Source organism: Pantoea sp. RIT-PI-b (assembly GCF_001187905.1).
Taxonomy (GTDB): Bacteria; Pseudomonadota; Gammaproteobacteria; order Enterobacterales; family Enterobacteriaceae; genus Pantoea; species Pantoea nemavictus.
Genome location: NZ_LGIS01000033.1, coordinates 315818 through 331836 on the forward strand (window position 1 = coordinate 315818; position 16019 = coordinate 331836).

The 16019-nt window shown below is 53.4% G+C and carries 15 protein-coding genes; 8 read left to right on the forward strand and 7 right to left on the reverse strand.

The window, feature by feature from the left end; all coding sequences use genetic code 11:
- Nucleotides 1–4: 4 nt before the first annotated feature.
- A complete protein-coding gene (gene malP / locus AC790_RS22400) occupies nucleotides 5–2398 on the reverse strand; it encodes a maltodextrin phosphorylase (protein ID WP_049853465.1) in 2394 nt (797 codons plus the stop codon).
- 278 nt (nucleotides 2399–2676) lie between these two features.
- Between malP and malT the strand changes: the two genes are divergently transcribed.
- The gene (gene malT / locus AC790_RS22405; protein WP_049853264.1) at nucleotides 2677–5379 is read left to right on the forward strand and encodes an HTH-type transcriptional regulator MalT; all 2703 of its coding nucleotides are present in this window, start codon (nucleotides 2677–2679) and stop codon (nucleotides 5377–5379) included.
- 21 nt (nucleotides 5380–5400) lie between these two features.
- Here the strand turns inward: malT and AC790_RS22410 are convergent, their stop codons facing one another.
- On the reverse strand, nucleotides 5401–6237 hold the full coding sequence (locus tag AC790_RS22410) for an MBL fold metallo-hydrolase (RefSeq protein WP_049853265.1): 837 nt from the start codon (nucleotides 6235–6237) through the stop codon (nucleotides 5401–5403).
- 157 nt (nucleotides 6238–6394) lie between these two features.
- Here AC790_RS22410 and AC790_RS22415 point away from each other — a divergent pair, with 157 nt between their 5' ends.
- Complete coding sequence (locus AC790_RS22415; RefSeq protein ID WP_072093473.1) at nucleotides 6395–7273, forward strand: LysR family transcriptional regulator; 879 nt, start codon at nucleotides 6395–6397, stop codon at nucleotides 7271–7273.
- Nucleotide 7274: 1 nt separating this feature from the next.
- On the opposite strand, the gene AC790_RS22420 is transcribed toward AC790_RS22415, so the two are convergent.
- The gene (locus AC790_RS22420) at nucleotides 7275–7715 is read right to left on the reverse strand and encodes a GNAT family N-acetyltransferase (RefSeq protein WP_049853266.1); all 441 of its coding nucleotides are present in this window, start codon (nucleotides 7713–7715) and stop codon (nucleotides 7275–7277) included.
- 53 nt (nucleotides 7716–7768) lie between these two features.
- On the opposite strand from AC790_RS22420, the gene AC790_RS22425 reads away from it, so the two are divergent.
- Genes AC790_RS22425 through AC790_RS22440 form a run of 4 tightly spaced genes read left to right on the forward strand, consistent with a single transcriptional unit; the run spans nucleotide 7769 to nucleotide 10038 of the window.
- Entirely contained in the window at nucleotides 7769–8227 is a 459-nt protein-coding gene (locus tag AC790_RS22425; protein ID WP_049853267.1) for a GNAT family N-acetyltransferase, read from the forward strand.
- A 56-nt stretch (nucleotides 8228–8283) separates the two neighbouring features.
- Nucleotides 8284–8877: an NAD(P)H-dependent oxidoreductase gene (locus AC790_RS22430; RefSeq protein ID WP_049853268.1), complete on the forward strand. Its 594-nt coding sequence runs from the start codon at nucleotides 8284–8286 to the stop codon at nucleotides 8875–8877.
- Complete coding sequence (locus AC790_RS22435; RefSeq protein WP_049853269.1) at nucleotides 8874–9443, forward strand: TetR/AcrR family transcriptional regulator; 570 nt, start codon at nucleotides 8874–8876, stop codon at nucleotides 9441–9443. The genes AC790_RS22430 and AC790_RS22435 overlap by 4 nt, the downstream gene beginning before the upstream one ends.
- A 40-nt stretch (nucleotides 9444–9483) precedes the next feature.
- Nucleotides 9484–10038, forward strand: a complete 555-nt coding sequence (locus AC790_RS22440; protein ID WP_049853270.1) for a pyridoxamine 5'-phosphate oxidase family protein — start codon at nucleotides 9484–9486, stop codon at nucleotides 10036–10038.
- Here the strand turns inward: AC790_RS22440 and AC790_RS22445 are convergent, their stop codons facing one another.
- Nucleotides 10039–11532 carry an MFS transporter gene (locus tag AC790_RS22445; protein WP_049853271.1) on the reverse strand — a complete coding sequence of 498 codons (1494 nt, stop codon included), beginning with the start codon at nucleotides 11530–11532 and terminating at the stop codon, nucleotides 10039–10041.
- Nucleotides 11533–11648: 116 nt separating this feature from the next.
- On the opposite strand from AC790_RS22445, the gene ftrA reads away from it, so the two are divergent.
- Nucleotides 11649–12653: a transcriptional regulator FtrA gene (gene ftrA, locus AC790_RS22450; RefSeq protein WP_049853272.1), complete on the forward strand. Its 1005-nt coding sequence runs from the start codon at nucleotides 11649–11651 to the stop codon at nucleotides 12651–12653.
- Here ftrA and AC790_RS22455 read toward each other — a convergent pair.
- The 3 genes from AC790_RS22455 to AC790_RS22465 form a co-directional block, all read right to left on the reverse strand.
- Nucleotides 12642–13373, reverse strand: coding sequence for a hypothetical protein (locus tag AC790_RS22455; protein WP_049853273.1), 732 nt, complete (start codon nucleotides 13371–13373; stop codon nucleotides 12642–12644). The genes ftrA and AC790_RS22455 overlap by 12 nt on opposite strands.
- Before the next feature lie 150 nt (nucleotides 13374–13523).
- Nucleotides 13524–13946: a hydroxyisourate hydrolase gene (uraH, locus tag AC790_RS22460; RefSeq protein ID WP_049853274.1), complete on the reverse strand. Its 423-nt coding sequence runs from the start codon at nucleotides 13944–13946 to the stop codon at nucleotides 13524–13526.
- Between the two features lie 690 nt (nucleotides 13947–14636).
- Nucleotides 14637–14840, reverse strand: a complete 204-nt coding sequence (locus AC790_RS22465; protein ID WP_007886002.1) for a general stress protein — start codon at nucleotides 14838–14840, stop codon at nucleotides 14637–14639.
- Nucleotides 14841–15289: 449 nt separating this feature from the next.
- On the opposite strand from AC790_RS22465, the gene AC790_RS22470 reads away from it, so the two are divergent.
- The gene (locus AC790_RS22470) at nucleotides 15290–15796 is read left to right on the forward strand and encodes a DUF892 family protein (RefSeq protein ID WP_007886004.1); all 507 of its coding nucleotides are present in this window, start codon (nucleotides 15290–15292) and stop codon (nucleotides 15794–15796) included.
- Nucleotides 15797–16019 lie beyond the last annotated feature (223 nt).

Below are 16019 nucleotides of genomic sequence, written 5' to 3' on the forward strand. Positions count from 1 at the left end.
CTACTCATCGCGCGGCCTGCCAGATACGTTGCTGATAGTCGCGTATTGCGCGATCGGCGCTGAACATCCCGCAGCGCGCAGTATTAAGAATCGCGGCGCGCGTCCAGCCATCCTGGTCGGCCCATAAGGTTTCTGCCTGCGCCTGGGCATTCAGGTAGTGACGGAAATCGGCCAGCACCAGATAAGGATCGCCGCCTGCCGAGCTGAGGCTGTGCAGCAGGGGTGCGAAGGCGCTGACATCACCGTCGCTGAAGGTGCCATCTTCCAACGCTGTGAGCGCACGATCGAGCTGCGCATCTTTTTTGCGCCACCCATCGGGTGAGTATCCCGCGGCTTTTAACGCGCTGACCTCGTCCACGGTATGGCCAAAGATAAAGATATTTTCGCTGCCTACCTGCTCGGCAATCTCCACGTTGGCGCCATCCAGCGTGCCAATGGTCAGGGCGCCGTTGAGCGCCAGCTTCATGTTGCCGGTGCCTGATGCCTCTTTACCCGCTGTGGAAATTTGCTCGGATAAGTCCGCTGCCGGAATCAGTCGCTCGGCAACCGACACGTTGTAATCCGGAATAAACACCACTTTAAGGCGATCGCCTATGCGCGGATCGTTGTTGATGGTGGCTGCGACTTTGTTTATCGCGTAGATAATATTTTTCGCCAGCACATAACCCGGCGCGGCTTTCGCACCAAACAGCACCACGCGCGGCGCCAGATTAGCCTGCGGATCGCTCACCAGCGTTTGCCATAGTGCAATGGTATGCAGCAGCGCCAGATGTTGACGCTTGTACTCATGCAGACGCTTGATTTGTACATCAAACAGCGCCTCGGGATTGACCGTAATGCCGGTGCGTTCGGCGATCCAGCGTGTCAGCGACACCTTGTTTTGCTGTTTAATCGCGCGGTATTGTGCCTGGAATGCCGCGTGGTCGGCGTAAATTTCTAGTCCTTTTAGCTGATCAAGATCGGTCAGCCACGGGCGATCGAGCGTTTTAGTAATCAATGCTGCCAGCGCCGGGTTGCACTGATTTATCCAGCGGCGCGGCGTAATGCCGTTGGTGACGTTATGAAACTTTGCTGGCCACAGCACGTGATATTCCGGGAACAGATCTTTCACCACCAGCTGCGAGTGCAGCGCCGCCACACCGTTGACCGCAAAGCCGCTGGTGACGCAGAGATTAGCCATGCGCAGCTGATTGTTGTGTACCAGCGCCAGCTTCGCCCAGGTGGCGTCATCACCCGGCCAGCGCGCCTCAACCTGCTTTTTCAGCTGGGCGTTCAGGGTGTTGATGATCATCAGATGGCGCGGCAGCAGGGCGCGCACCATGCGCACATCCCAGCACTCCAGCGCCTCAGGCATCAAGGTGTGGTTGGTGTAGGCAAAAGTGCGTTGTGTAATCTGCCACGCGTTTTCCCAGCTGATTTGATGCTCATCCAACAGTAGACGCATCAGCTCCGGGATCGCCAGGGTTGGATGCGTGTCGTTGAGCTGGATCACCTCATAATCGGGCAGGGATTCAATGCTGCGCCCGGCGCGATGATGACGACGCAGGATGTCCGCCAGCGAACAGGCACACTGAAAATATTGCTGCATCAGGCGCAGCTTTTTGCCGTTGTCATGATTGTCGTTGGGATACAGCACTTTGGTGAGTTTCTCTGCGTCGATACCTTGCTGTTCAGCACGCAAAAAATCGCCGTTATTAAAACGCTGCAGATCAAAAGGCTGAGCATGTTTCGCTTGCCACAGGCGCAGCGGTTGTGTCACCCCATTTTGGTAACCCACCACCGGCAGATCCCAGGCCTCACCGCGGATTTGCACCGCCGGTTGCCAGTGATGCACACCGTTTTGCGTCATGACTTTGCCGCCCAGGTTAACCTCGACCGTGAGCGCCGCGTTGTGGTTGAACCACGGATAGCCGTCGCGCTGCCAGTCATCAGGCAGCTCTTGCTGGGCGCCATCGACAAAATGCTGGCGAAACAGGCCGTACTGATAGTTGAGTCCGTAACCGGTAGCGGGTTGTCCCACTGTCGCCATCGAATCGAGGAAGCAGGCCGCGAGGCGACCCAGCCCGCCATTACCCAGCGCCGGATCGATCTCACGCTCTTCAATCTCACTCAGCGAAATATCCCATACGGCCAGCGCCTCGTTTACCGCGTCATACCAGCCAAGGTTGAGCAGATTGTTGCCGGTCAGCCTGCCAATCAAAAACTCCATCGAGATGTAGTTAACGTGACGCTGTGTGGTCGCCGCAGGCGGCGCGGGCCTCTCTGCCAGCATATCGGCCAGCGCGCCACTCAGCGCTTGCCACCACTGATCAGGCGTCATCTCTTTAGCGTCGTGCAGACCAAAACGCTGCCACTGTCGGGTCAGCGCTTGTGTAAAACGAGAGCGATCAAATTTCATAGCCAGGTTGTCCTGTAAGGGCGGAGGTGCGTAGTGGTCATTCTGCGCGACGGGCATGGGGCGCTCCTCCTCCTGCACAAAATTCAGGGGGGAGGATGATCGGGGTGGAGAGGCTGAGGGAAATCTGAAAGCGCTACAAGAATGTGATAACCCTCGCTTTTGTTAAGTTTGCTTAATGGGTTCGCTTGCATTAGGTAAACGAATGTCTGAACGTATGTGACTATTAATTACGAAGCGTAAAATAATGATGCGCCACGTTAAGGGAGAAGCGTTCGCCGATGTTAATACCTGCAAAACTCAGCCGTCCTGTCCGCCTCGAAAGCACGGTCACGCGTGAGCGTTTGATCCAGAAACTGAGTGCCGCAGGGAATTATCGTCTGGTGCTGGTGACCAGTCCGGCGGGTTATGGCAAAACCACTCTGATCTCCCAATGGGCGGCGGAAAAACCGCATCTGGGCTGGTATTCACTGGATGAGGGCGACAATCAGCCGGAACGCTTCGTTGATTACCTGATTGCGGCGCTGCAGCAGGCAACGCTTGGCGGCTGCGCGCGCAGCGAAGCGCTGGCGCAGAAGCGGCAATATATTAACCTCAATGCGCTGTTCGCCCAGCTGTTCAGTGAACTGGCGGCGTGGCAGCAGCCGATCTGGTTAATCATCGATGATTACCATCACATCACCAATCCCGCTATTCATGACGCCATGCGCTTCTTTTTGCGCAATCAGCCGGAAAACGTCACGCTGATTTTGCTGTCGCGTAACTTGCCGCAGCTCGGCATTGCTAACCTGCGCGTGCGTGAACAGCTGATTGAACTCGGCAGCCAGCAGCTGGCGTTTACCCACCACGAGGCGAAACAATTTTTCGATTGCCGCCTGACTACGCCGCTGGAATCGGAAGAGAGCGGCCGTTTGTGTGACGATGTGGCGGGATGGGCAACGGCATTGCAGCTGATCGCGCTCTCCACCCGCCAGGGCGCCAGTTCGGCGCAGGACTCCGCGCGCCGCCTGTCCGGCATCAACGCCAGTCATCTGGCAGATTATCTGGTTGAAGAAGTACTGAACAACGTGGATAGCGCCACGCGCCAGTTTTTGCTGAAAAGCGCGCTGCTGCGATCGATGAACGATACGCTGATCGCCTGCGTGACCGGCGAAGAGCAAGGCCAGATGCGGCTGGAGGAGATTGAACGTCAGGGGCTGTTTTTACAGCGCATGGATAACTCCGGCGAGTGGTTTAGCTATCATCCGCTGTTCGGCAACTTTTTGCGCCAGCGCTGCCAGTGGGAACTCGCCGCTGAGCTGCCGGAGCTGCATCGCGCTGCGGCTGAGAGCTGGATGAAGCTGGGTTTTCCCGGAGAAGCGATTCACCATGCGCTGGCCGCCGGCGATGCGCTGATGCTACGCGATGTACTGTTGCAGTACGCCTGGACGCTGTTTAATCAGAGCGAACTCACGCTGTTAGAAAATTCGCTAACAGCCTTGCCGTGGGAGATCCTGCGGGAAAACCCCAAGCTGCTGCTGCTGCAGGCGTGGCTGATGCAAAGTCAGCATCGCTTTTCCGAAGTGAATACGCTGCTGACGCGCTTTGAGCAGTCATGCCCTAACGAGATTGATGAGGTGCTGCGTGGCGAATTCAATGCGCTGCTGGCGCAGGTGTCGATGAACGATGGCAACGCCGAGGAAGCGGAACGGCTGGCTTTGCTGGCGCTTGATGTGCTGCCCAAAAGTCGCCCTTACAGCTGCATTGTTGCCACGTCGGTCTTAGGTGAAGTGATGCATTGCAAAGGTGAACTCAGCAGTTCGCTCAAGCTGATGCGGCAGACGGAACAGATGGCGCGTCGCGAAGAAGCCTGGAACTACGCGCTGTGGAGCCTGATTCAGCAAAGTGAAATTCTGTTTGCGCAGGGTTTTTTGCAGTCCGCCTATGAGATGCAGGAGCGGGCGTTTGTGCTGGTTAATGAGCAGCATCTGGCGCAGTTCCCGATGCATGAATTTCTGCTGCGCATCCGTGCGCAGCTTTTGTGGGCGTGGGGCCGGCTGGATGAAGCCGAACAGGCCGCGCGCGACGGGATTAAAGTATTAAAAGGGTATCAACCACAGCAGCAGATTCAGTGTCTGGGGTTGCTGGTGCAGTGCTCGCTGGCGCGTGGCAATCTTGATAACGCCCGCAGCCATCTCAGTCGCCTTGAGAACCTGCTGAATAACGGCAGCTTGCACAGTGACTGGATCGCTAATGCCGATAAAGTCAGAGTGATTTTTTGGCAGATGACCGGCGATAGCCAAAGTGCCAGCAGCTGGATGCGTCAGACGGCGAAACCTGAATTTGCCAATAATCATTTCTTGCAAGGTCAGTGGCGCAACGTGGCGCGGGCGCAAATATTGTTGGGCAATATGAGTCAGGCGGAAGTGGTGCTGGATGAGCTGAACGACAATGCTCGCGCGCTGCATCTGATGAGCGATATGAACCGCAATCTGCTGTTATTAAATCAGATCTATTGGCAAACCGATCGTAAAGCCGAAGCGCAGCAGGCTCTGATTGAAGCGCTGAAACTGGCGCGCAGCACCGGCTTCGTCAGCCATTTCGTGATTGAAGGCGAAGCCATGGCGCAGCAGCTGCGTCAGCTTATCCAGTTGAATACCCTGGATGAACTGGATAATCACCGCGCCCGCAGGATCCTTAGCGAGATCAATAAATATCATCGCCATAAGTTTGCCCATTTCGACGAAGGCTTTGTCAGTCGCCTGCTTAATCATCCTGACGTGCCCGAGCTGATCCGCACCAGCCCGCTCACCCAGCGCGAATGGCAGGTTTTGGGGTTGATCTACTCGGGCTACAGTAATGACCAAATTGCCGGCGAGCTGGACGTCGCCGCCACCACCATCAAAACTCATATCCGTAATTTGTATCAGAAACTGGGCGTGACGCACCGCGCAGAGGCGATGAATCAGGCGCAGTCAATGCTGCGGATGATGGGATATGTGTAGGCAGCATTCGCCGGAGAGAGATTAGACATATTCGAGTACATACTGCCCTTCTGCAGCGCAGCGAATATAGGCAAATCCCGTTACGCCAAAATGCATACCGGCAATTAATAGATTTTCTCGTGCTACCCGTGCCAGTAGCTCCTTTCTGGTATTTTCTGCCAGCAAAGGGTCGTTATCAAAAGCGATGGAAATTTCCGGGTGGGCTATTTGAATGTGGGGATAATGCGCGATATCTCCCCAGATCAGCAGTCTCTGCTGGCATGATTCAATCAGATAACCGGTGTGGCCTGGCGTATGTCCCGGCAGGCAGACCGCACTGATCCCTTTAGCAATCACGGCGTTTTCCGTAAACCGTAGCTTTGGCTGATATGCGTCAAGCGTGCGACGAACCCGCGTTCCGTTCATCTGCGCGCGTTCATTCAGGCGACTTAGCTGCGCTTCATCCCGCCAGAAGTCGGCTTCTGCCTGGCTTAGATAGAGTTCAGCGTTGCCGAAAGTGGGTCGTCCTCTCTCATCCTGTAGACCACCAATATGATCGGGATGCCCGTGAGTTAACAGCACGGTATCTATATCTTCAGGCGCGACGCCCAATAAAAATAGGTTCTGTTTTAATTCTCCACCCACATGATTAAGTTTTCCCATACCTGCATCGACCAATATAATCCGGCCCTGTCCGCGGATGAGATAACAGTAAATATGAATATTATCCGGTGCAATGATGCCATTACACTGCTGAATATTTACGGCTGCACTATTTTCAATTCCTGATAATAAATTCAGGCTGGCTGTCATCTCGCCGTCGCTTATTGCGGTGACGTGATAATCGCCAATATCATAAGAGTGAAATAAAGTGTTCAAGAATACCTCGATAAATGTCAGTTTTTAACACTGCGATTAAAATCGTTTGGGCTACTTAACGCCGAAATCACGCCTCTTGCCGCATTACGTAACATGTTGCGGCATAGATTATTGTGTGGCTATCATCATTCTCGACTGAGTTGTGACCGGATAAGTTATGGACATCAAGCTATTGCGCTCTTTCGCGCTTGTCGCCGAACTGCAGCATATTGGCCAGGCCGCCGAGAAATTGCATATTTCTGCCTCCCCTTTGAGTCGACAGATCCAGCAGTTGGAAGATGAGTTGGGGGTTGCACTTTTTCATCGTGAAAAGAAACGTCTGTATCTTAGCGCCGAGGGAAAGCAGTTCCTGATAGAAGTGAAAGCGCTGCTCGCCCATCACGATCGCCTGAATGGATTAGGCAGGAGCCTGAGAAAGGGTCAATCGGGTCGGCTTGATATTGGTTATGTTGAAGCCGCTATCCACTCACTTTTGCTTCCTGACAGCCTTACCCGGTTAGACTGCTCGTCGGAAGTGGATATTCAACTGCATGCCCTACGTTCACAGCCGCAAATCGATGCGCTATCGAATCACGCGCTGGATCTGGCATTGGTTTATGCCCCGCCTGAGGCGAATGACCTTTTTGCTTTTCAGTGCGTCTTGAGTGAGCCGGTGGTACTGGCGATGCCAGGCAAGCAGGCGATTGAACATCCTCGCCCTGAGCAGCTCGATAAGAAGCGCTGGATTGCAGATAAGCAAAGTTTAAATACCACAGCGTCGAGCAGGCTGATGGATATTTGTGAACGTGCGGGTTTCGCACCTGATGTGCGGCTTGAAGTCAGCGGGCCGTTGGCTGCACTTTCATGCGTTGAAGCGGGCCTGGGATATACGTTAATCCAGCGAAGTCTTGCTCGTTTGGCTTCGCCGGCGGTTACCATCGCTGAACTGCCCTGGCTTGGGCTGAACGTCACCCTGTATGCTGTCTGGCGGAAGAACGAAGCAAAACCACTGGTTACTCGTTTACTTGCCGCCTTGAGAGAGCATGTTGCTTGCTAAACTAAATTTTGATGGTGTAACGGACAAAATCATCCAGCAGGGCCAGCTTGTCGTAAAGCGCCCGGGCTGGATTGCTTTCACGGGTAACCCAGTACACTTTCGACCATGATTTCTGCTGGGCCTCATCACGCAGCGCTTCGATCAACGCTCTTCCTGCACCTATGCCGCGCTGATTTTCATCAACATAAAGATCCTCAAGGTAGCACAGTGGCTCGGTTACCCACGTCCCTGGATGCAAAACGCAAACCGCGAAGCCAACCACGTGATTATCGCTTTCCGCGAGCCGACACAGCATACCTGAGCCAGGCGTCAGCACCCGTTGCCACGTCGCTAAAGTCACGCTCTCGTCCAATTCGCTGCCGTAAAAATTCAGGTATCCCTTCCACAGCACTGACCATGCCGCAAAATCTTTCGCTTCTGCGTTGCGCACTTTGATCATCATTAAATATCCTTGGGTATGTTTTCATCATTGAATCAGGAAATCATATTGTCGTCATGAAGATCACCATCACACAAGCCGATCCGTTTTCGTCTGAATCCCAAGCGTTGGTGGAGAAGTTGTCTGCAGAACTTGCGGTGATTACCGGTGATAATGGGAAAAGTCACTTCAACGCTGAGGAGATAACCCGTGAGCGATCGCTGTGGCTGCTGGCCAGAGATGACGCGGGCAACGCCGTCGGTTGCGCAGCGCTGAGGCCGCTATCCACTTACGTGGCCGAAGTTAAACGCATGTACTCCGACCGTAGCGTATCCGGTGTGGGCGCGGCGTTGCTGGCCTTCCTGGAAAGCCGCGCCAAAAGTATGGGATACAGTGAAATCCGCCTTTCGACACGCGTCGTCAATCAACGGGCAGTTGCGTTCTATCGACGCTATGACTATCAGGAAATAGAAAACTACGGACCTTATATCGGTAGAGCGGAATCGGTTTGCTTGCACAAAGTATGGAGAGTTTGACAACCTACCGATGGTAAGTTACTACTAGTAGCTTATGCTTAATCGAGGGTTTCACCATGCACGCTCTGATCGTTACTGCACATCCGGACGCGGCTTCCCACACGCACCACATTGTTTCGCAGGTCGCGCAAGGGATTGCCGCAGCGGGACACAGTTATGAGATCGCTGACCTGGCAGCAGAACAGTTTGATCCGCGTTTTAACCAGGCCGATTTTGACCAGTTCAAAAGCGGTGCGCCGTCACCCGCCGATGTCGTGGCGGAGCAGCAGCGAGTGGATCGCGCCGACGCGTTAATCATTGTTTATCCTATTTACTGGTGGTCGTTCCCGGCACAGCTAAAAGGTTGGATCGATCGCGTCTTCACCCAAGGCTGGGCCTACGAAGATGACGGCCTAAACGTGGTGAAAAAGCTGGGAAAATTGCAGGTGCATCTGTTGGCGCTGGGTGCAGCGAGCCAGCGGACGTATGTACGTCGCGGCTATTTCAGCAGCATGCGCACACAGATCGATGAGGGGATTTTCGGTTATTGCGGCGCACCGGTGGTGACCAGCGAATTGCTGCTGCCCACGGATGACAATTATCCCGAGGCTCACTACAGGCTGGCACAGCAACTTGGACAGCGACTTTTTCCGCTGAAGGAACTGGCATGAATCACCCCATCCGCCAGCGCATGACGCATCACGCGCGTCGCCAGCAATTGATCGGCGTCGCGTGGAATGTGGTGCGCGCGCAGGGCAGCGATGCGCTGCCCTTAGGGCGAGTAGCGGAAGGGGCGGGCGTGAGCAACCCGGTGGTCTACGATCATTTTGGTACCCGCCACGGTTTGCTCGCTGCGCTGTACGAGGATTTTGATCAGCGGCAAACCGTGATTATTGAGGCGGCGATGGCAGCGGCAGGCAGCAGCCTTGGCGAAAGGGTTAAGGTGGTGGCATCAAGCTACGTTGATTGCGTATTAACGCAGGGGCGCGAGATTCCGGACGTGCTGTCGGCGCTTGATAGCACGCCAGAACTGGCTGAGGTGAAACGCAAATACCAGCTCGATTTTATTGAAAAATTTCGCAGCTGGTTTGCCGAGGCAACGCTGTCGCAAGCCAGTATGTGGGGGATTCTTGGTGCCGCCGATGCGATTTCCAATGCGGTGGTATGCGGCGACATCAGCCAGCAGCAAGGATTGGCTGAACTTGAGGCGCTGATTCTGGCGCTGGTGGATCGCTAGTGCTAACTCACACTTCGACTCAACCCAATAGGAAACGCTGATGTCACTGCTTGCAGAAGAGCTTGATCGGGATTGCTGGAATAAACTGGCAAGCGGGGTGCATGCACCCGATGCGGGTTTTCACTTTTTAACCCTCGCTTCTATCGATGAGCTGGGCCAGCCGCAGGCCAGAACGCTGGTGCTGCGACGGGTTGATCGCCTCACGCGTACGCTGGAGTTTCACACCGATATGCGCAGCCCAAAATGGCAGGCGCTGGCACTTAATCCGCAGGTAACGGTTTTAGGATATTGCGACAAAACCCAGCTGCGCTTGCAGGGAACGATTACGGTGCATGGCGCGGAGAGTGAGCGGGCTGAGGCGGCATGGCAGCGTTTATCTCCCTGGACGCAGCAAACCTATGCCGGCCCCACGCCGGGCAGCGATGTTGATAACGAACACAACGCTGCTGGCGGCGGCAAGGGCAATTTCGGTGTATTGCTGTTTCAGGCTAGCCTGCTGGATTGGTGCAGGCTAGCCAGGGAAAACAATCAAAGAGCCTTGTTGCGTTATAGCGCCTCGGGGAGCCTTGCCAGCGCTCAGTGGATCAATCCTTAACTACGGTGCGCACTGTTTCTTGTTCCTCTCATCCGTGCGCGCGATCGCCCGCTTAGACTTGATGTTGAACAGCAGATAACTCGCCAACGCCAATCCCCACACGCCTACGGCGCCGTATAACAGCACGCCGGAAAATCCGTCTGCCAGCACCCGCGCAGCAACATTGTCGGTCAGCACAACCTCGCCACCACCCGCAATCCGCTCGGCCACATCCTGGGCATCATTGATGGCGGGCATGATGCGTTGCAGACTCGCCGCTACGCCTGCCACCAGCAGGCTGCCCATCAGCGCGATGTTGATTGACAGGGTGATCAGTCGCGCGCTGATATCGATTCCCGACGCCATGCCCACACGATTTCCCGGCACTGAACCGGTGGTGGTGTTGGTCACCGGCGTATTGGTCAGCCCGAGCGCAATGCCTGAAAGTAGCGCGCCCGGCAGTAAACTCATTTGCTGTGATACAGCGAACTTCATCAGCATAAAACCTGCACCAAGAGTAAATAAACCCAGCGGGATCATGCGTGCCGCCCCAAAGCGAACCACCAGCTTCTCCCCCAGCGGCGGCATCAATAAGGTTGGCAACGTGTAGGCCAGCAGCGCCAGGCCGGTGGCCATGCTGCTGTAGCCTAAGCCGCTCTGATAATAGACCGGCAGATAGATCATTAGCGGCCAGAAGCTGAAGTTCATACCTATCGAGCCCATCAGCGCACCGGAAAAGGCGCGAATGCGGAACACCGAGAAATCAAACATCGGATGAGGATGACGACGTTCAATCCAGACAAATAACAGCGCGCTGAGCAGGGTGATAAGCAAAATAAGCTGTGCGCTCAGGCTGCGCCAACCGAGGCTGCCACCCTGAGTAATGAGAAAGGTTGCACCAACCACGGTGAGCGATAAGGTGATCAGCCCGCTAAGATCGAGTTTTTTCGCTTCGCTATCACGCGATTCCACCACGTTTTTCATTGCCAGCATCAGCGTGAGCAACGCGATAAAACCGTGCACCAGAAATACCCACTGCCAGCTAAACCACGCCACCAGCATACCGCCGATGATCGGCCCGAAGCCCAGGCCAAAACCAAAGGTGATTCCCCACGCGGCGAAAGCACGGCTGCGCGCTTTTCCCTGTGGAAACTGGAACGACAGAATGGCAATCAGGCAGGTTAACATCGCGCCACCGCTTAGCCCTTGCAGTAAGCGCGCGACAATCAGCCACAGCGGGCTTTGCGCCAGCCCGCACATCACCGAAGTCAGCCCGAAGGCGATAATGCTGATAATGAAGATGCGCTTACGTCCATAAGTATCCGCCAGCGTGCCGGTGGCCATTAACACCGCGGTGCAGGCCAGCGTGTAGGCGTTCATGATCCACTGCAGCTCGCGGAAACTGGCGTGCATCTGCTTTTCCAGCACGGGCAAAATCACCGGTACGCTGGAGATCTCCAGCCCTGACATCAACGCGGCCAAACAAACCGCCATCAGCGCCAACATGTTCTTCATAGTCAATCCCTGCGAAACGTTAAGAGAGTGCCAGCATGAAAGATTGCGGCGGCAGTGGAAATCTGTGCGCATGCCATATATCGTCAAGATCGTGCCAAATTACAGGTAATCCCTTTATGGATATCACCGCTCCGCTTGATGTCAGACATGCTGCACCGAAAAATCGTCGCCTGGTGCTGCTGGCCTATGAATGCCTGTGTACGTTTGAGTTCGGCATTGCTGTCGAAGCGTTTGGTCGCGCAGATGAAGTGTTCGGCGCACCGCTGTATGAATTGTCTGTGGCATCGGTTGAAGAGGGGATTTTTGCCGCGCAGGGTGGCGTACGCTTAGTGGTTGATGGCGGGCTGGAACTGCTGGAGGATGCCGGCACCATCGTGATTCCCGGCTGGCGCAGCGTACATGAACCGGCCTCGGAAGCACTTATTGCGGCGCTGCAAAAAGCGCACCGCAACGGCACGCGAATTGTCTCGATCTGCGCGGGAAGTTTTGTGCTCGGTGCGGCGGGATTGCTCAACGGAAAACGCGCGACCGCACACTGGAACAGCACCGACATTCTGGCGCAACGCTTTCCAGACGTGCAGGTTGAGCATGGCATGATTTATGTTGATGAAGGCAGCGTGATCACCTCGGCGGGTGGCGCGGCGGGCGTTGATTTGTGTCTACATTTGATTCGTCGGGACTATGGTATTGACGTTGCCAACCGTACCGCGCGCCGCATGGTAACGCCGCCGCTGCGCGAAGGTAATCAGGCGCAGCTGATTCAGCAACCGGTGCCGCAACGTCGGGCCAAAAGTCTCGCTCCGCTGCTCGACGATCTGCGCAATCATCTCAATACGCCGCTGGTAATTGACCAGCTTGCCCGGCAAGCCGGCATGAGCCGTCGCACCTTTATGCGCCGTTTTCATGACGCAACCGGTACCACGCCCGGTGAATGGATGCTGAGCGTGCGGCTGGAGAAAGCCTGCGGCTTGCTGGAAAACGGCAAGCTGAGCATCGATCAGGTCGCCGAGTTGGCCGGTTTTGGCTCACCGGAGACCTTAAGACATCACTTCAGACAACGACTGAATACCACGCCGACCCGCTGGCGCAAGGCATTCAGCCAACGTGCGTTATTGGGTTAGCGTGGTGGCATCAAACAGGAATAGCCGCGCGGCACCGGAGAATTTCACTACGCAGCTCTCCAGCATTTTCTGCGTTTCTTCGGTGACTTTGGCGTAGCTATTGGCCTGCCATTGCTGCAGGGTATACTCCTGTACATTCACATCATCCCCACAATTAACGTCCTGCGAGAGAGAGGAATTCGCGACGCCCTTGCCCGAACGATGAATAATAGTGCTAAACAGCAGCTGATAATTATCATCGCCACCCGCCAGATTTTTATAAACCAATTTCCAGGTGATGGGCGTAATGGTTACCGCACTGTCATATTTCTTGCTGGGATGTTTATCCAGCTCGGTTTTGAGTATCTCTGTGATGCGCGGCATTAAATAGGGCAGAGAAGGGTTCATAAAGCCGGCAACTTCAGTGCCTTTAAGTTCATCCTTGGTGAAACCCGGCACGTTGCCGCCCCCGGCAAACATCATCGACACAAACTGCAGGGTTTTAAGCGCCGCGACTTTTGACGTATCGCCTTGCGTGACGTAGCGCAACTGGGTGTCCGATGGGCGACTAAAATCCGTTTCGAGCATCTGTACGCCCTCGAGATCTATCTGTGATTGGTTAGCGGAGATAATCTTCTGCGTCTGCACCACTTTTGAGGTGGGTGGCAGGGGCTTATCGTTGGCACAACCGGACAGCAGTGAAATCAGGGTAAGCAGAGGGAGCATGAGTTGGCGTGGCATTTTTTAATCCATAGAGTGGTTTGTCCTTGATAAGTGGCAGCATCGGCATAGGTGAGAAAAACTTTAGCGTTGAAAGGTACTGCGGACGAGATGAGGCGGATAGAGAGATAAAATAATGCGCAACAGATTGCGCATTATTTAGCGATGAATTTAGTTACCGCGATAGGTTGAATAGCCAAACGGACTCAGCAGCAGAGGAATATGGTAGTGTTCGCCTTTGCTTTCCATATTGAACTCAACCGGAATTTCCGGGAAAAATGTTTTCTGGTTGCTCATTTTGTAATAGTCACCGGTTTTAAACACCACGCGATAACTGCCAGCGCTAGCCGTTTTGTCTTCAGGGAACAGCGCACTAATACGGCCGTTGCTGTCCGTTTTGCCGGTTGCTAATTTCACCCAGTTATTATTTTGCTTTTGATCGAGTTCCACTTCAATACCGGAAGTGGGTGAGCCGGTTTGCAAATTTAATACGTGCACGCTAAGCGGATTTTTCGTGGTCGCAGCCTGAGCAGTAACGGCTGAAAGGCTGGTGGTTAACAGCAGTGCGCTAAGCGTGAAGAGGTGAGTTTTCATAAAAAATATCCGTTTTCTACAGGTAAATGAGCGCTAAGAGTAGAATCAGAATCAACAAAATAATAATCGATGAGACTAAATGTGAAATTTCCGATCTAGAGAAGCGGTACCAGGACAATGCGCCTGGAATATGAACAGTAATGTTTATTATTGCTCCACATTTCCCGCAGTCACACGTTTCAGCTGGGCGCAAAACCTAACCGATGATGATCTTAAAGCTAATGCTATGGGTCTTAACTAGGTACTGCCTCGAAGAGTATCCGCTGGTTTCCCATTGCGGCTGAAGTTGCCAAAGCGCGTGCGCCGTTAAAACTGCCACCACAAATAGCGGCGCATTAAGTTAATGGGGAGCTTCGGCTCCCTTTTTTATCTTTTTGCTAACCTGAGTGATTAATCCAAAAAGTAATTAAGAATATGCTGGGCGTGAACAGAAAGTTCATAATTCGCACTAAATAATATAGCGTTAAGCCCATGCCTGATTATTAGGCTGCAAATGTTATTTGATCATGAATAAGCGAAGCGGCAAATAAGATTAGATTGATCAATAATTAATCAACCTAATGGTTTCTTGCGTGAAATAACTCTCCTGACATGATGGAAGCTGTATTTAAGCGAAGCGTAAATACAGAGTCAGGAGAGTGTTGTGCAGAAGTAAAACGCGGTTAAAAATGTATTGTTGTTAGGCTAATGTTATTTGCGTCGGCTAATTTTTCCTCCTTTCCTTCCCGCTTCAATGGCGCGGTCTGGATCGTTTTTGAAATTGCCGCCACTAGCCTGACCGCCCTTGCGCCCAGCCTCGGCTGCGCGTTCCTTATTCTCTGCGAAGTTGCCCGCGCCACCACGACGTTGCGGCTTTTTTTCTTCCTCATCGGGTAGCTTCTTAGCGTCCGTCATTGGTTCTCCTCTCTGTTCAATACCAACATGATGCAAAATAAATGTAGTGCCATTTTTACCAGATTCAAGCCAGGATTAATCTTAAGGCTTAATTTAAGAATCTTGATTGTCTGACTATCGGTCAGTTTTTCATTCCTGTCGTCATGCAAATTCCATGAATGCTGATTATTATTTTTTTAACGTAAAGAGGGAAGCTTTCATTGCAAGAATAATAAGCGAAGCGGTGGGATTGTTACATTTAACCGCTCTCGCATTTCTTCGATTCATTACTTGCGTAGCGGCACTTGCTTGCTACGTTTAATTAATCTGCTCGTTTGGTTTTAATTAACGCTTCGCTTATTTCCAGTTTATTAACGTAATGAGCCGATGTAATCCCCACGGGTCGCTATCGACGGTGTTCCACCAGCAAACCGTTTTGTAACCCTGCTTTCCACTTTCGGAGCGAATTGATGACCAAAGAAATTGTTTACCTGGATTGGTTGCGCGATGCGCATGCCATGGAAAAACATGCCGAGTCTTTGCTGCAGGCCGCAGCGCTGCGTCTGGACGCATTCCCGCTACTGCAGGCGCGTATCAAACAGTACATGCAACAAACCTGTGAACAGCAGAAGCAGGTGAAAGAGGCACTGAAGCGATACGACAGCAGCTGGTCGGCATTGAAAGAGGCGCTTGGCCGTATGTCGGCAGTGGGACAAGCGGCCAGCGATATGCTGCGCGATGAAGAGGGCGTGCGCATCGCGGTGAGCAGCTATGTGTTCTGCAATTATAAAGTGGCGACTTACACCGCACTGCTGGCCGCCGCGCAGCAGGCGGAAGACGCTGAGGGCGTGAAAACCTTCCAGCGTATTTTGCAGCATGAAACACAGATGGCCGACTGGTTGCTGTTACAGCTGCCGGAGGTGGCAAATGAGGCGATTTTACGGCGCACGGAAGTGGATATGCCCGGCCTGGTGTAATCGCTGAAAAATCGGTCAGCCGTTTGACGTTGCTGACCGCGTTCGTTTGCTGGCAGAAAATGCCTAATCAATATATTTAGAAATGCAATCTATTAGTGTTGAGTCAAATTAACGTATATGCGATTAAAAAGATCATTCTTTAAAAGAAATGGCGATCAATTGCGTGCTTTCCTATAAATTAAGCAAAGAAATCGGTGTTGGTTCGAGTATTACTTTTTGATAA

Coding starts and splice junctions, on each gene's coding strand:
- malP (WP_049853465.1), bottom strand. CDS start 2,398: ATGAAATTTGATCGCTCTCGTTTTACACAAGCGCTGACCCGACAGTGG.
- malT (WP_049853264.1), top strand. CDS start 2,677: ATGTTAATACCTGCAAAACTCAGCCGTCCTGTCCGCCTCGAAAGCACG.
- AC790_RS22415 (WP_072093473.1), top strand. CDS start 6,395: ATGGACATCAAGCTATTGCGCTCTTTCGCGCTTGTCGCCGAACTGCAG.
- AC790_RS22420 (WP_049853266.1), bottom strand. CDS start 7,715: ATGATGATCAAAGTGCGCAACGCAGAAGCGAAAGATTTTGCGGCATGG.
- AC790_RS22425 (WP_049853267.1), top strand. CDS start 7,769: ATGAAGATCACCATCACACAAGCCGATCCGTTTTCGTCTGAATCCCAA.
- AC790_RS22430 (WP_049853268.1), top strand. CDS start 8,284: ATGCACGCTCTGATCGTTACTGCACATCCGGACGCGGCTTCCCACACG.
- AC790_RS22435 (WP_049853269.1), top strand. CDS start 8,874: ATGAATCACCCCATCCGCCAGCGCATGACGCATCACGCGCGTCGCCAG.
- AC790_RS22440 (WP_049853270.1), top strand. CDS start 9,484: ATGTCACTGCTTGCAGAAGAGCTTGATCGGGATTGCTGGAATAAACTG.
- AC790_RS22445 (WP_049853271.1), bottom strand. CDS start 11,532: ATGAAGAACATGTTGGCGCTGATGGCGGTTTGTTTGGCCGCGTTGATG.
- ftrA (WP_049853272.1), top strand. CDS start 11,649: ATGGATATCACCGCTCCGCTTGATGTCAGACATGCTGCACCGAAAAAT.
- AC790_RS22455 (WP_049853273.1), bottom strand. CDS start 13,373: ATGCCACGCCAACTCATGCTCCCTCTGCTTACCCTGATTTCACTGCTG.
- uraH (WP_049853274.1), bottom strand. CDS start 13,946: ATGAAAACTCACCTCTTCACGCTTAGCGCACTGCTGTTAACCACCAGC.
- AC790_RS22465 (WP_007886002.1), bottom strand. CDS start 14,840: ATGACGGACGCTAAGAAGCTACCCGATGAGGAAGAAAAAAAGCCGCAA.
- AC790_RS22470 (WP_007886004.1), top strand. CDS start 15,290: ATGACCAAAGAAATTGTTTACCTGGATTGGTTGCGCGATGCGCATGCC.